Source organism: Streptomyces sp. NPDC051677 (assembly GCF_044453465.1).
In the GTDB taxonomy this organism is placed as follows: domain Bacteria; phylum Actinomycetota; class Actinomycetes; order Streptomycetales; family Streptomycetaceae; genus Streptomyces.
Genome location: NZ_JBITCT010000007.1, coordinates 263,954 through 277,724, shown reverse-complemented (window position 1 = coordinate 277,724; position 13,771 = coordinate 263,954). Strand labels below are relative to the sequence as shown.

At 70.9% G+C, this 13,771-nt stretch carries 13 protein-coding genes; 4 read left to right on the top strand and 9 right to left on the bottom strand.

Annotated features, from left to right (window positions below; genetic code table 11):
* Positions 1-18: 18 nt before the first annotated feature.
* The 6 genes from ACIBAF_RS11225 to ACIBAF_RS11200 form a co-directional block, all read right to left on the bottom strand.
* Positions 19-1,119 (bottom strand): ABC transporter ATP-binding protein, encoded by a 1,101-nt coding sequence (locus tag ACIBAF_RS11225; protein WP_399462932.1) that lies wholly within the window; start codon positions 1,117-1,119, stop codon positions 19-21.
* Positions 1,120-1,127: 8 nt separating this feature from the next.
* On the bottom strand, positions 1,128-1,976 hold the full coding sequence (gene modB / locus ACIBAF_RS11220) for a molybdate ABC transporter permease subunit (protein WP_399462903.1): 849 nt from the start codon (positions 1,974-1,976) through the stop codon (positions 1,128-1,130).
* The gene (gene modA, locus ACIBAF_RS11215) at positions 1,973-2,800 is read right to left on the bottom strand and encodes a molybdate ABC transporter substrate-binding protein (protein WP_399462902.1); all 828 of its coding nucleotides are present in this window, start codon (positions 2,798-2,800) and stop codon (positions 1,973-1,975) included. The genes modB and modA overlap by 4 nt, the downstream gene beginning before the upstream one ends.
* Positions 2,801-2,982: 182 nt before the next feature.
* Complete coding sequence (locus tag ACIBAF_RS11210; RefSeq protein ID WP_399462901.1) at positions 2,983-3,378, bottom strand: molybdopterin-binding protein; 396 nt, start codon at positions 3,376-3,378, stop codon at positions 2,983-2,985.
* Positions 3,379-3,451: 73 nt separating this feature from the next.
* Positions 3,452-4,000 carry a hypothetical protein gene (locus ACIBAF_RS11205; protein WP_399462900.1) on the bottom strand — a complete coding sequence of 183 codons (549 nt, stop codon included), beginning with the start codon at positions 3,998-4,000 and terminating at the stop codon, positions 3,452-3,454.
* 107 nt (positions 4,001-4,107) lie between these two features.
* A complete protein-coding gene (locus tag ACIBAF_RS11200; RefSeq protein ID WP_399462899.1) occupies positions 4,108-6,066 on the bottom strand; it encodes an amino acid transporter in 1,959 nt (652 codons plus the stop codon).
* Positions 6,067-6,463: 397 nt separating this feature from the next.
* Between ACIBAF_RS11200 and ACIBAF_RS11195 the strand changes: the two genes are divergently transcribed.
* From ACIBAF_RS11195 to ACIBAF_RS11180, 4 genes are all read left to right on the top strand, one after another.
* Positions 6,464-7,756, top strand: coding sequence for an extracellular solute-binding protein (locus ACIBAF_RS11195; RefSeq protein WP_399462931.1), 1,293 nt, complete (start codon positions 6,464-6,466; stop codon positions 7,754-7,756).
* Positions 7,757-7,762: 6 nt separating this feature from the next.
* Positions 7,763-8,761 carry a carbohydrate ABC transporter permease gene (locus ACIBAF_RS11190; RefSeq protein WP_399462898.1) on the top strand — a complete coding sequence of 333 codons (999 nt, stop codon included), beginning with the start codon at positions 7,763-7,765 and terminating at the stop codon, positions 8,759-8,761.
* A 104-nt stretch (positions 8,762-8,865) separates the two neighbouring features.
* Positions 8,866-9,630: a carbohydrate ABC transporter permease gene (locus ACIBAF_RS11185; protein ID WP_399462930.1), complete on the top strand. Its 765-nt coding sequence runs from the start codon at positions 8,866-8,868 to the stop codon at positions 9,628-9,630.
* A gap of 55 nt (positions 9,631-9,685) precedes the next feature.
* A complete protein-coding gene (locus ACIBAF_RS11180; RefSeq protein ID WP_399462897.1) occupies positions 9,686-10,759 on the top strand; it encodes an endo-1,4-beta-xylanase in 1,074 nt (357 codons plus the stop codon).
* On the opposite strand, the gene ACIBAF_RS11175 is transcribed toward ACIBAF_RS11180, so the two are convergent.
* The 3 genes from ACIBAF_RS11175 to ACIBAF_RS11165 all read right to left on the bottom strand — a co-directional run bounded on the left by ACIBAF_RS11175 (position 10,752) and on the right by ACIBAF_RS11165 (position 13,225).
* Positions 10,752-11,804 carry a LacI family DNA-binding transcriptional regulator gene (locus tag ACIBAF_RS11175; protein WP_399462896.1) on the bottom strand — a complete coding sequence of 351 codons (1,053 nt, stop codon included), beginning with the start codon at positions 11,802-11,804 and terminating at the stop codon, positions 10,752-10,754. The genes ACIBAF_RS11180 and ACIBAF_RS11175 overlap by 8 nt on opposite strands.
* Before the next feature lie 265 nt (positions 11,805-12,069).
* On the bottom strand, positions 12,070-12,258 hold the full coding sequence (locus ACIBAF_RS11170) for a DUF5999 family protein (protein ID WP_055632223.1): 189 nt from the start codon (positions 12,256-12,258) through the stop codon (positions 12,070-12,072).
* 376 nt (positions 12,259-12,634) lie between these two features.
* Positions 12,635-13,225 carry a hypothetical protein gene (locus ACIBAF_RS11165; protein WP_399462895.1) on the bottom strand — a complete coding sequence of 197 codons (591 nt, stop codon included), beginning with the start codon at positions 13,223-13,225 and terminating at the stop codon, positions 12,635-12,637.
* Positions 13,226-13,771: the final 546 nt, after the last annotated feature.

Below are 13,771 nucleotides of genomic sequence, written 5' to 3'. Positions count from 1 at the left end.
GGTAGGGCCCCGAGCGTTTTATGCCGGGTATGCGTGGGTCTGCGTCGCCTTGACGGTGGCCCAGACCTCGGCGCCCGGGTGCAGGTCGAGCTCGGCGGCGGCGACCGTGGTGAGGTCGGCGGCCAGGGGGAGTTCGCCGGTGAGGTCGGCGCGGATCTGGTCGCCGTGGGTCTCCAGACCGGCGACCTCGCAGCGCCAGAGGTTGCGGGCGCTTGCGCCGGTGGGGCGGTCGCGGTGAAGGGTGACCGCGCTCGGCGGGAACGCGACGAAGGCGGGGCCGGACAGGACCTCCGTGGTGGTGATGGTCGGGCCGGTGTCCAGGTGGACGGTGTGGCCGTCGGCGCGGCCCTGGTAGAGGTTCAGGCCGACGAGACGCGCGATGTACTCCGTGCGCGGGTGGCGGGCGATGTCGGCCGGGGAGCCCTCCTGGACGACCCGTCCGTCCTCGACGACGACCAGCCGGTCTGCCAGCACCATGGCGTCCAGCGGGTCGTGCGTGACCAGGACGGCGACGGCCTCGAACTCGGCGAGATGGCGGCGGAGCTGGGCGCGCACCTCCAAGCGGGTGCGGGCGTCGAGTGCGGCGAGGGGCTCGTCGAGGAGCAGCAGCCGGGGCCGGGTGGCGAGCGCGCGGGCCAGGGCGACGCGCTGGGCCTGGCCGCCGGAGAGGCGGCGCGGCTTGGCGCCGGCATGGGCGGTCAGGCTCATGCGCTCCAGCCAGGCGGAGGCCTCGGCCCGTGCCTCCGCCTTGGTCGCGCCTTGGCAGCGCGGGCCGAACGCCACATTGTCGAGGGCGGTCAGGTGCGGGAAGAGCAGGTAGTCCTGGAAGACCACGCCGACCGGGCGGGACTCCGGCGGCGTCCGCTCCAACGCCGCGCCGTCCAGCCGGAGACGGCCGCCGGAGAGCGGGGTGAGACCGGCGAGGGCGCGCAGGGCGGTGGTCTTGCCGGCGCCGTTCGGGCCGAGCAGGGCGAGGACGTCGCCGGGCGCGGCCGTCAGGGTCACGTCGAGGCGGAAGGAGCCGTGGTCGACGACGAGGCGGGCGTCGAGGCCCTGGTCGGCCGTGCCCTCGGGGCGGGCGGCGTCGGCGATGTCGGTCACGTGGGCATCGTCGCGCATGGCGCTGCTCATGACGCGGTCATCCAGCGGTCCCGCAGCCCTGCCAGCACCGCGATGGACACGGCCAGCAGGACGAGGCTGAGGGCGATCGCTGCCTCCGGGTCGCTCTGCAGGGCCAGGTACACGGCCAGCGGCATGGTCTGGGTGCGGCCCGGGAAGTTGCCCGCGAAGGTGATCGTCGCGCCGAACTCGCCGAGAGCCCGGGCCCAGGCCAGGACCGCGCCCGCCGCGATGCCCGGTGCGATGAGCGGGAGGGTGACGCGGCGGAACGCGGTGAAGCGGGAGGCGCCGAGGGTGGCGGCGGCCTCCTCGTAGCGCGGGTCGGCGGCCCGGAGCGTGCCCTCGACGCTGATGACGAGGAAGGGCATCGCCACGAACGTCTCCGCGAGGACGACGCCGGTCGTGGTGAACGGCAGCGTGATCCCGAACCAGGAGTCCAGCCACTGCCCGACCACGCCGTTGCGCCCCAGGGCGAGCAGCAGGGCGACTCCGCCCACCACCGGCGGCAGGACCAGCGGGAGCGTCACCAGGGCGCGGACCAGACCGCGGCCGGGGAAGTCCGTACGGGCGAGGAGCCAGGCCAGCGGGACCCCGATCACCAGGCTCACCGCAGTCGCCGCCGTCGCGCAGACGAGGGAGAGGCGGAGCGCCTGCCACACTTCGGCGCTGGTCAGCTGCTCGGGCAGGCTGTGCCACGGGGCGCGGACGAGGAGGGCGACGAGCGGCAGGAGGAGGAAGGCCAGGCCGAGCAGGGCGGGGAGGAGCAGAGGGAGCGGGACGCCCGTGCGGACGCGGCCGGGCCGCGGGCCGCCCTCCAGGGCGTCCGCGGCGCGGGCGGTCTTCGTCGGAGCGGTCACGGCTGGAGGAACCCGGCCTCGGTCAGCACCTTCTGGCCCTCTGCGGACTGGACCAGGGCGATGAAAGCCTTGGCGGTCTCGGTGTTCTTCGAGTCCTTGAGCAGGGCGATCGGGTAGTCGTTGACGGCGTCGGCGGACTCGGGGAACTCCACGCCCTCCACCTTGTCACCGGCCGCGTGCACGTCGGTCTTGTACACGACCGCCGCGTCGGCCTCCTTGAGCTCGACCTTCGTCAGGGCGGCCTTGACGTCCTGTTCGTAGGAGACCGGGGTGAGCTTCAGCTTGCTCGCGTCCAGCGCCTTCTGGGCCGCGGCGCCGCACGGCACCGTCTTGTCGCACAGGACGACCTTCAGGCCGGACTTGGTGAGGTCCTTGAGGGAGGCGATCTTGTCGGGGTTGCCCGGAAGGGTGGCGATCTCCAGCTGGTTGCGGACGAAGGTGGCCGGCTCGGTGGCGTTGCCCTTCGCGTCGGTCACGATCTTCATCGTCTTGGGGCTGGCTGAGGCGAACACGTCGGCCGGGGCGCCGCCCGTGATGCTCGCGGCGAGGGAGTCGCTGCCGGCGAAGTTGAAGGTGACCTTCGTGCCGGGGTGCGCCTGCTCGAACTCCTTGCCGAGCGTGGTGAAGCTCTCCTTGAGGGAGGCGGCGGCGAAGACGGTCACCGTACCGGAGAGCTTCGGGGCGGACGAGGAGGACGAGGAGGCTGACGGGTCCGACGGGGTGGAGGCGTCTGCGGAGTCGTCCGAGGAGCAGGCGCTCAGGGCCAGCAGCGCGGCGACTCCCATGCCGGTCACCTGGAGGGTGCGGCGGGTGGAACGGGTCATCACGGTGTACTCCTCGGTTTCTGCGATCCCTCGAACGGTCCAGCGTGATGATGATGCCGCATATGCGAGGTGTAAGTCTCCTGTGGCTTCGCATAATCCGCAGTGATCGCCCTTGGAGGCCCGCATGTGCGTTGCGTGGAGAGGGTGCGTGGGGGAGAGAGAGGAGCGCCGTCCGCCGCCGTTCAGGTGCGGTCGATGTGTACGTTTGTCGACTTCACGCGGGCCGTGGCCTCCATGCCGACCTCCAGCCCCAGTTCCTCGACGGCCTCGCGAGTGAGCAGGGAGACCAGACGGTGCGGGCCGGCCTGGATCTCGACCTGGGCGGCGACGTCGCCGAGCTTGATCGCGGTGACGATGCCGGGGAAGGCGTTGCGGGCCGACGTGTACGGGGTGTCCTCGGCGGGGCCGTCGCCGCGGGCGAGTTCCACGGAGAAGGCGGCGAGGTCCTTGCCGTCGATGAGGCGTCGTCCGGCCTCGTCGCGGTGGGTCGCCATCCGGCCGGCGTCCGCCCAGCGGCGTGCGGTGTCGGGGCTCACGCCGAGCAGCCGTGCCGCCTGGCCGATTGTGTAGCTCTGCATGCCGGTCACCATAGGGCCGCAAGCGTTGCCCTCGCATACGCCAAGATCGAGAGTCAGGGGCGCTGAGCGCCCTTCAGGTCAGGCCCGAGGCCTTCAGGACCGCCTGCGCGATCGGGTCGTCGATCTCGTGACGCAGGCGCTCCAGCACCTCTGCGCCTTCCCGCAGGGTGCCGCGTTCCAGGGAGCGGCGGGCCCCTGTGTCGAGTTCGTGCCACAGCAGCGGGTCCCCGGAGAGCACCCGCGGGTCCAGTTCCAGCCGGTGCCCGTGGGCGTCGGACAGGACCAGGTGGGCGGAGGCCCCGGCGTACTGGCGTACGGCGACCAGCGCGTCGGTGTGCACCTGGCGCCGACGGACCGGGCCGCTGACGGCCAGCAGGCCGGGGCCCGCGGCGACCCTCGGGGGGAGGAGCACGGTGAGGACGCCGGCGGAGAGGGTCAGCCACAGCAGGGCGCGGGGGAGGGTGAGGGTCTCCGCGTCCCAGTCGACCAGGAACGTCAGAGCGCAGAAGCCGAGCGCGCAGCCCGTCGCGAGCCGGACGTCGGCGCGCCGGCGGCGGTCGACGGTCGGATACGCCGGTCCGCCGCCGCGGCCTTGCCCCTGCCCCGCTTGCGGCCCTTGCATGAGCCCGACCGTAGGCCGCCGCGAGGGGCGCGGGGAGGGTCGCTGACGGGGTTCTGACGTTGCGCGGTCGGATTCTTACGCGTTTCTGACGGTGCCGGGTCCCGGGATCAGCCGGTGTGGACGCGGGGACGGCGGGCGCGGTTCGGTTCCGCCTCGCGCAGCACCTCGCGGGTGACCGGGGCGACCTCGCCCTGGCCGAAGAGGAAGAAGCGCAGGAAGTTGGCGAAGGGGCTGCCCTCGGTCCACTCGAAGTAGATGTGCGGGATGCAGCCGGTGGAGTCGCGGGTGTGCAGGAGCAGTGCGGCCAGGGCGTTGGAGATGGAGGAGGACTCCAGGGTCAGGACGCGGTAGCGGTTGTGCAGGACCTCGCCGCGCACGGTGAGGCCGGACTCGAACTCGGACGGGTCGATGACCGTCACCTCGACGAAGACGAAGTCCTCGCCGGGAATGTCGTTGTCGGCCCGGATCTGCTCGATCTTGTCGCGGTACTCGGCCTTGTCCCGGCGGTCGGGCTCGTTGGCGATGAACCGTATCTTGCGGCTGGCCATGTCCCGGATGAAACGTTCCGCCATGTCGTCGAGCGTCACGCTGGTCACGCGCAGCTCGAAGGCGCGGGCCAGGCGGGAGAGGAGGGAGACGAGGATGATGCCGGCGATGAAGCAGGCGCCGATCTTCACGCCGTCGGGGCGCTCGATGACGTTCACGACGGTGACGTAGAGCAGGACCGCTGAGACGACGGCGAAGCCGATGGTCCAGCCGCGTTGCTGGGCGCGGCGGGCTGCGATGGTCACGGCGATGGCGGCGGAGGACATCAGGACCAGGACGCCGGTGGCGTAGGCGCCGCCCTGGGCGTCGACGTCGGCGTCGAAGATCCAGGTGACCAGGAAGGCGACCAGGGTGAAGACGATGACCATGGGGCGCACGGCGCGGGCCCAGTGCGGGGCCATGCCGTAGCGGGGCAGGTAGCGGGGCATCAGGTTGAGCAGCCCGGCCATGGCGGAGGCCCCGGCGAACCACAGGATGGCGATGGTCGAGACGTCGTAGACCGTGCCGAAGGCGTTGCCCAGGTACTCGTGGGCCAGATAGGCGAGGGCGCGGCCGTTGGCCTGGCCGCCGTCCTCGAACTCCTTCTCCGGGATCAGCACCGTGGTGATGAAGCTGGTGGCGATCAGGAAGACGCTCATGATCAGGGCGGCGGTCGTGAGCAGCTTCTTCGTGTCCCGGATGCGGCCCTTGGGGTTCTCCGGGGTGTCGTCCGGGTCGCCCTGGACGTGGGGCATGACCGCGACGCCGGTCTCGAAGCCGGACAGGCCCAGCGCCAGTTTGGGGAACACCAGCAGGGAGACGCCGATCATCGCGAAGACGTTGCCGTGCTCGGCGGTCAGGGCGCTGGTCCAGTCGGTGACCACATGGCCCTCGGTGAGCACGTGCCACAGGCCCACGGCCACCACGACCGCGTTCAGGCCGAGGTAGACGACCACCAGGGCGACCGCGACCCCGATCGCCTCCAGGAAGCCCTTGAGGAACACCGCGCCGAGCAGGGCCACGAGGATGAGCGTGATCACCATCTGCTGGTCGTGCAGGGTGCTGGTCAGGTGCGGGTTCTCGACCAGGTGGGTGGAGGCGTCGGCCGCGGACAGGGTGATGGTGATCAGGAAGTCGGTGGCGGCGAAGCCCAGCAGGGTCAGGACGAACAGCTTGCCCTTCCAGAAGGACAGCAGCCGTTCCAGCATGGCGATCGAGCCCTCGCCGTGCGGGCTCTCCTCCGCCACCCGGCGGTAGACCGGCAGGGCTCCGGCCAGGGTGACGACCACGAGTACGACGGTGGCGACGGGGGACAGGAGGCCGGCCGCGAGCGCGGCGATGCCCGGCTGGTAGCCGAGGGTGGAGAAGTAGTCGACGCCGGTCAGGCACATCACCCGGTACCAGCGCTGCCCCTTGTGTTGCTCGGGCTTCGCCTCGGCGTCCGGGGCCGTCTGTTGAGCGTGCCCCTTGCCCATGTCGGACAGCCCCTCCAGCATCCAGGTGCGCAGGCGACTGGAGGGAGGGTGCTCGGTGGTGGCCATCGGCGTGCTCCTGATGTGCGGCTCAGCGTGTGGTTTCGGCCATCACGCGGACGGCGGCATCAGCGTAAGCGGAGAGTGACGTCCGGGCCCACGGATCATGGGCCGGACGGCGTCAAGCTTGCGTTAAGACTGCTCGGCGACCGGACGCCCGGGGGCACGTGCGGACGGGTTCGTTTCAGGCCACCGCGCTCGCGCCATGCCGTGCTTCGTAAGGTTCGCCGCCGAACTCGAATGTTTCGGCGTCCTTGGTGACCCCGACAGGCCTTGTTTCTTGAGCGGGCCCCTGGATTCCCTGTGTTCAAGGGGTTGCCACCCGTCCGAGGGTGTCTCTAGGGTGCGGCAGCAGCGAAGCTTTCTGGATCTGGTTCGAAACTTTCGATCAATCAAGGAGCGCATGATGGGCGACCCGGCACTCTCCCGCCGCGGCTTCCTGGCGGCCTCCGCCGCGGCCGGTCTGAGCATGACGGCACTGAGCGCCTGCGGCGGCGACTCGGACGGGGGGTCGTCGGGGACGACCACGATCGAGTGGTGGAACATCTCCACCACTCAGCCGGCCAAGAACGTCTGGGCCGGTCTGGCCAAGCAGTTCGAGGCGCAGAACCCCAAGGTGAAGATCAAGATCGTCCAGTTGGAGAACGACGCCTACAAGTCGAAGATGACGGCGCTGACCGCGTCCGGGAAGCTCCCCGACATCTTCCACACCTGGGGCGGCGGTGTCCTGAAGCAGCAGGTCGACGCCGGGCTGGTCGAAGACCTCACGGACCGGACGAAGGAGTGGGGGGACGGCCTGCTGGCGGTCGCCCGCGAGCCCTACCTGCTGGACAAGAAGGTGTACGGCATCCCGTTCGACATCGGCATGATCGGGTTCTGGTACAACAAGGCGCTCTTCAAGCAGGCCGGCGTCACCGCCCCGCCCACCACCTGGAGCGGCTTCCTCGACGCCGTGCGCAAGCTGAAGGCCGCCAAGATCACCCCGCTCGCCCTGGCCGGCAAGGAGAAGTGGCCCGGCATGTACTACTGGGCGTACCTGGCGATGGGCACCGCCGGTGTCGAGGCCCTGCAGAAGGCCGGGGACGACAAGGACTTCACCGGGGACGGGTTCGTCCAGGCCGGGCAGCACCTGAAGGACCTCGTCGACCTCCAGCCGTTCCAGAAGGGCTTCCTCGGCGCCGCCTACAACAGCCCCACGGGTCAGGCCGCCGCCGTCGGCAACGGCAAGGCGGCGATGGAACTCATGGGCCAGTGGGCGCCCTCGGTGGAGGCCGACGCGGGCAAGGGGCTCGGCGCGAACCTCGGCTTCTTCCCGTTCCCGGCGGTCGAGGGCGGCAAGGGCGTGAGCACCGAGGTGTTCGGCGGGGGCGGCGGGCACGCCCTGCGCAAGGGCGCCCCGCAGGCGGCCGTCGACTTCCTGAAGTTCTTCGCCTCGGCCGCCACGGACACCGAACTGGTCAAGAAGACCGGGGTGCTGCCCGTCGTCCCGGCCGCCGACAGCGCCATCACCGACCCCAACGTCAAGGCCGTGCAGGCCCAGTTGAAGGCTGCCACCGGCTTCCAGCTCTACCTCGACCAGGCGTACGCGCCCGCCCTCGGCCAGGAGGTCAACGACAGCGTCGCCGCCCTCATCGCCGGCTCCAAGTCGCCCAAGCAGGTCACCGAGTCGATCACCAAGGTCGCGAAGGAAGAGCAGTAGCAGGCGATGACCTCCACCTTCCTCCCGGACAAGCGCAGCGGCCCGGACGTCGACCTGCCGCCCCCGGCCGCCGGCAGGAGCCGGGGCCGGGCCCGGCGGCGGGCGCTGCACTGGCTCACCGCCGTCGGCCTGCAGGCGCCCGCGCTGGTGCTGTTCGGCACGCTCGTGCTGCTGCCGATGCTGTTCGCGCTGTACGCCTCGTTCTTCCGCTGGGGCGGCTTCGGCATGCCCGAGGACTACATCGGCGGCGACAACTTCACCCGACTCTTCCAGGACCCGGTGTTCCTGGGCGACCTGTGGCGCTGCGTGCTCCTGGTCGGACTCTCGCTCGTCCTCCAGCTGCCCTTCGCGCTCGCCCTCGCGGTGGCGCTCAACCAGAAGATCCGCGGCCGGGCCGTGTACCGGATGCTGTTCTTCGCGCCGTACATCCTCTCCGAGGCGATCACCGGCGTTCTGTTCAGCATGATCTTCGCCCCGGACGACGGCCTCGCCGACCACGTCTTCGGCGCGATCGGGCTGGACGGGGTGGGCGGGCAGTGGTTCGCCGACCCCTCCACCGTCATGGCCACGCTCTTCCTGGTCATGACCTGGAAGTACTTCGGCTTCCACATGATGCTCTACCTGGCCGGACTTCAGTCCATCCCGGCCGAGTTGACCGAGGCGGCCCTGATCGACGGCGCCGGCCCCTGGCAGCGCTTCCGCAACATCACCCTGCCGCTGCTCGCGCCGACCCTGCGGATCAGCGTCTTCCTGTCGGTCATCGGCTCGATCCAGCTCTTCGACCTGGTGTGGGTCGTCACCGCGGGCGGTCCCGACCACCACTCCGAGACGATGGCCGTGACCATGTTCCAGTACGGCTTCAAGCGTTACCAGGTCGGCTACGCCAGCGCGATCAGCGTGGCCATGTTCGGCATCAGCCTCGTCTTCGCCCTCGCCTACCAGCGGTTCGTGCTGCGCCGCGACCTCCAGGGCGCCACCACGACCATGCGAGGAGGCGGCACGTGAGCGTCGTCAAGACCGGCCGGAGCGCCCGCAGGACCGGCCCGGGCGCCCGCCGGATCGGCCGGACCCTGCCGCTGCACCTCGTCCTCGGGATCGTCGGCGCGGTGATGGCCGTACCGCTCGTCTACGCCGTGCTGTCCGGCTTCAAGTCCACCGACCAGCTCTCCCGCAACCCCATCGGGCTGCCCGACCCCTGGGTCACCTCCAACTACACCGACATCCTCGGCTCCGGCTCGTTCTGGCGACTGGTCGGCAGCAGCACACTCATCGCGGCCGGGACGACCGTGGTGGTCGTCGGGGTGTCCGCGCTCGCCGCGTTCTCCTTCGCCCGGTTCGCCTTCCGCGGGCGGGAGGCGCTGTTCACCCTGTTCACGATGGGGCTGATGTTCCCCTTCGCGGTGGCGGCGCTGCCGCTGTTCCTGCTGCTGCGCTCCATGGACCTGCTGGACAACCCGCTCGGGGTGATCCTCCCGCAGGCGGCCTTCGGGCTGCCGATGACCATCGTCGTCCTGCGCGGGTTCTTCCGGGAGATCCCGGCCGAGCTGGAGGAGGCGGCCACCCTCGACGGCTGCGGGCCGCTCGGCTTCTTCTGGCGGATCCTGCTGCCCATGGCCCGGCCCGCTCTCGGCACGGTGTCCGTCCTCGCCGTCGTCGGCAGCTGGAACAACTTCCTCCTGCCGCTGCTGGTCTTCAACGAGCCCACCTGGTGGACCATCCCGATCGGCGTCCAGCAGTTCCAGGGCCAGTACTCCGCGGAGTACGCGCGCGTCTTCGCCTATCTCGTCCTCGCCATGGTTCCCGCCCTGGCCTTCTACTCCGTCGCCGAGCGCCAGCTCGTCGGCGGTCTCGCCGTCGGCGCCACGAAGGGATGACGCGCGCCGGCGGACCCGTACGGCTCACCCCCACCCCGACGTGAGGAGTCGCACCATGCCCAGCACCGCCGCCCGCACCCGGCTCAGACTCGCCGGAACCCTCGCCGCCGTCCTCGTCGCCGCCGGGGTCGTCACCGGACCGGCCGCCCAGGCGCACGAGAGTCCGGCGCACCCGAAGCCGCGGGCCACCCTCGCCGACCTCGCACAGCGCCACGGCCGCTACTTCGGCAGCGCCACCGACAACCCCGAACTCACCGACACCGCCTACACGAAGATCCTGGGCCGCGAGTTCGACATGATCACCCCCGGCAACGGCATGAAGTGGTACGCCACCGAGCCGCAGCAGGGCGTCTTCGACTGGACCAACGGCGACGAGATCGTGGACCTCGCCCGGGCGAACCACCAGAAGGTCCGCGCCCACACCCTCGTCTGGCACAGCCAGCTGCCCGGCTGGCTGACCGGCAAGGAGTGGACGGCCGACGAGCTGCGGGCCGTCCTGAAGAAGCACATCCAGACCGAGGTGCGCCACTACCGGGGCCAGGTCTACTCCTGGGACGTCGTCAACGAGGCGTTCAACGAGGACGGCACCTACCGCGAGACGATCTTCTACAAGACGCTCGGCCCCGGCTACATCGCCGACGCGCTGCGCTGGGCCCACCAGGCCGACCCGAAGGCGAAGCTGTACCTCAACGACTACAACATCGAGGCCGTCGGCCCGAAGAGCGACGCCTACTACCAGCTCGCCAAGGAGCTGAAGGCGCAGCGGGTCCCGCTCGACGGCATCGGCCTGCAGGCCCATCTCGCCCTGCAGTACGGCTATCCGACGACCCTTGAGGACAACCTCCGCCGCTTCTCACGGCTCGGCCTGGACACCGCGCTCACCGAGGTCGACGTACGGATGCTGCTGCCCGCGACCGACGAGAAACTGGCCCAACAGGCCGACTGGTACCGGGACATGACCGAGGCGTGTCTCGCGGTGCGGCGGTGCGTGGGCATCACCGTCTGGGACTACACCGACAAGTATTCGTGGATTCCGGCCTTCTTCCCCGGCCAGGGGGCTGCTCTGCCGTGGGACGAGCAGTTCGCGCCGAAGCCGGCGTACCACGCGATCCGGGACGCGCTCAGCTAGCGGCGGCGCCGGCGGTGCGGGGCGGGGCGGTGCTCGACCGCACCACCAGCTCCGTGCCCAGTTCCACCCGCGGCGAGTCGGGGCGCTCGCCGCGGGCCAGGCTCAGGATGGTGCGGACGGCGAGTTTGCCCATGTCGGCGAGGGGCTGGCGGACGGTGGTCAACGGCGGGGCCGACCAGCGGACTTCGGGGAGGTCGTCGAACCCGACCACGCTCATGTCCTCCGGGGCCCGCAGACCGCGTCGGCGCAGCGCCTCGATCGCGCCGAGGGCCATCTGGTCGCTGGCCGCGAACACGGCGGTCGGCGGCTTCGGCAGGTCCAGGAGGGCGGTGCAGCCGGCGAACCCCGACTCGGGGCGGAAGTCGCCGGGGACGACGAGGGTCTCGTCGACGGAGAGCCCGGCCGCCTCCAGGGCCGCCCGGTAGCCGTCGAAGCGGGCCCGGGAGCACAGCAGCCGGGGCGGGCCGGCGATCAGGCCGATCCGACGGTGGCCCAGCGACAGCAGGTGCTCGGTGGCCGCCAGACCGCCCGCCCAGTTCGCGGCGCCGATCGTCGGGGTGTCGGCGGCGGGAGAGCCCGTCGGGTCGACGACGACCAGCGGGACGCCCAGGATGCGCAACTGCTCGTGCAGGGTGGGCTCCAGGGCCGAAGTGACGAGGATGACGCCGTCGGAGGCACGGGAGCGCAGGTTGCGCATCCACTCCCGGGCGTCGCCCGAGCGGCCGTGGATCGCCGACACCACCGTGCCCGCCCCGGCCGCGTGGGCGACCTCCTCGACGCCTCGGATGATCTCCACCGCCCAGGGGCTGTCGAGGTCGTTGAAGACCAGGTCGAGCAGGGCGGCACGGGCGGGGGAGGCGGCGGGACGCTTGCGGTAGCCGTGCACCCGCAGCAGGTCCTCGACCCGGGCCCGGGTCTGCGGAGAGACGTCCGAACGCCCGTTGACCACCCGGGACACCGTCGGCACCGAGACGCCGGCCTGGCGGGCGATCTCCGTGATCGTGACCCTGCCCCGGGACGCCGACGCCGTATCGTCCGCTGTCACTTCGCCACCTCCGTCGCGTCGCTTCGGACGCTGCGCCGAAACTTCCAGGAGTCTTCCGGAAAGTGCGGGGCTGTGGGAAGAGATACAGAGACACATGGGAAGAGATACAGAGACACAAGGAAACGCACCGCGCGGAAACCGGAGGACTACGGGGAGTGAGCGGCCCCGGACACGCGTCGGGGCCGGTGCGCAGTCGGTGTCTGCGGCCGGCCCCTCATCTCTGCCGGACGGCGGTCCCGCGCCGTCCGGGTCGTGCGGGTGGTGCTCAGGCGGCGGTCACGACCCGGTGGGGGGCGATGACCTGGCCGTCCGGCAGGAGCTCACCGGTGTCCTCGAAGAGCAGGACGCCGTTGCACAGCAGGCTCCAGCCCTGTTCCGGGTGGTGCGCCACAAGGCGGGCGGACTCCCGGTCGGCTGAGGTCGCTGTCGGGCACGGTGGCTGGTGCTGGCACATGGATGGGAACTTCCGCTCTGGCGTGATGAGTGAGATGGCTGTCGTGTCTGACCCGCGGCTTGAAGCGTCGTTCATGGCCGCCCCCCGTTGTGATAAGTCGGTCGGAACCCAGTGTTGCCCTACGGAGGTCGATCCGCAGGGATTTCGCGGCACCGCTTCTCACAGGTTCATGACGCGTCACCCGCGCGGGCGGTTCATCTCAACCGCACTGTCACTTCGGATGGTTCCTGGTGGTCGGATGGGGCTAGTCCGGACGGGACGCGGAAGGGCCCGGCGGGCCACGGAGGGCGGTGCGGGCTCCGGACCGCGGGGACGGCGCCGTACCCCGCCACCGGGGCCGCGGTGACGGGGTACGGGGGCGGGCGAGCCGGCCGGGTCAGGCCGGTGAGCCGAGCAGCGGGGGCGGGGCCGGTGTCGCCCGCAAAGTCAGCACCGGGAGCAGTTCGGCGACGCGGTGCGGACTGTGGGCGGCGATTCCGGGCGGCGCCGGAGCCAGCGGCACCAGCAGGTCGGTCGGGGCGGGATGGCCGGTGGTGCCGTCCGAGGCGCTGTCGCCGTGCAGCCAGAGCGTGAGCATGTAGAGCCCGGGCACCGACAGCAGGCGCGCCTGGTACGGCTGGGTGGTCGACTCGGCCTGGCGCAGGGCGCGTTCCGTGGAGGCGATGTAGGGGCCCTCGAAGAAGTGCGAGAACGCCCAGCCGTCCGGCGTGAGTCGGGTCTCCGCCGCGGCCACCGCGCGGTCGTCGCAGCGGATCAGGAAGCGCCAGCCGGCCAGCCGGGTCGCGGCCACGCCTTCGGGGGTGATCCGCTCCAGGACGTGCAGCGGAAGCGGGAGTTCGGGAGTGGCCTCGCCCTGAGCGGCGCGCAGGGAGGGCGTACGAGCCTCGCGGACCGCGGTGGGGGAACCGAGTGCCGTGAGGACGGAGCGAAGGGCGGGCGCGGGAGCCGGGGGGACATGCAAAGGCATGGTGGGTCGCCTCTCATTCGACAGGCACGGTGGCGCGAGGGCGTGGGCGGACGGCGCTGTCAGCTAGCTCTCGACAGGTCGGAGAGGCGGGGGCCGGGTCTGGGGTTGCCGGGGTGCGCGAGCGGCCTGCCGTCACCTCGACGACAGGCTCCTTCGACCGGGGGCGCCAACCTTCTCTGCCTTGTTCGCGGAGTTTATACGACACGTGTTGAGACTGTGTTTCGTCTACTCGATTCCGGGACACTCGGCAAGGGTTCATTCGGTCGGTGATACGTGTGAATCATCCCGATTCAGAGCGGGTCGTGACGCGATGACCTCGGGTTATGAGGACGGAGCGGTCGGCCCATTGTCGTCGGCGTTTTTCACGAGTTCCGAGTTCAGGAAAGGGCGACCGGCCGCATGCCCGGTGAATGTGCCACCGGTCACCGCCGGTGGCTTTCGGTCAGCGTAGCGTGTGCGTGCGCGGCGGGGGACGTTATCGATCGGCTCGGCTGGGCATCATCCCCCCTGACCCGGGACATCCGGCGGCCGGGATCGCCGGCCCGC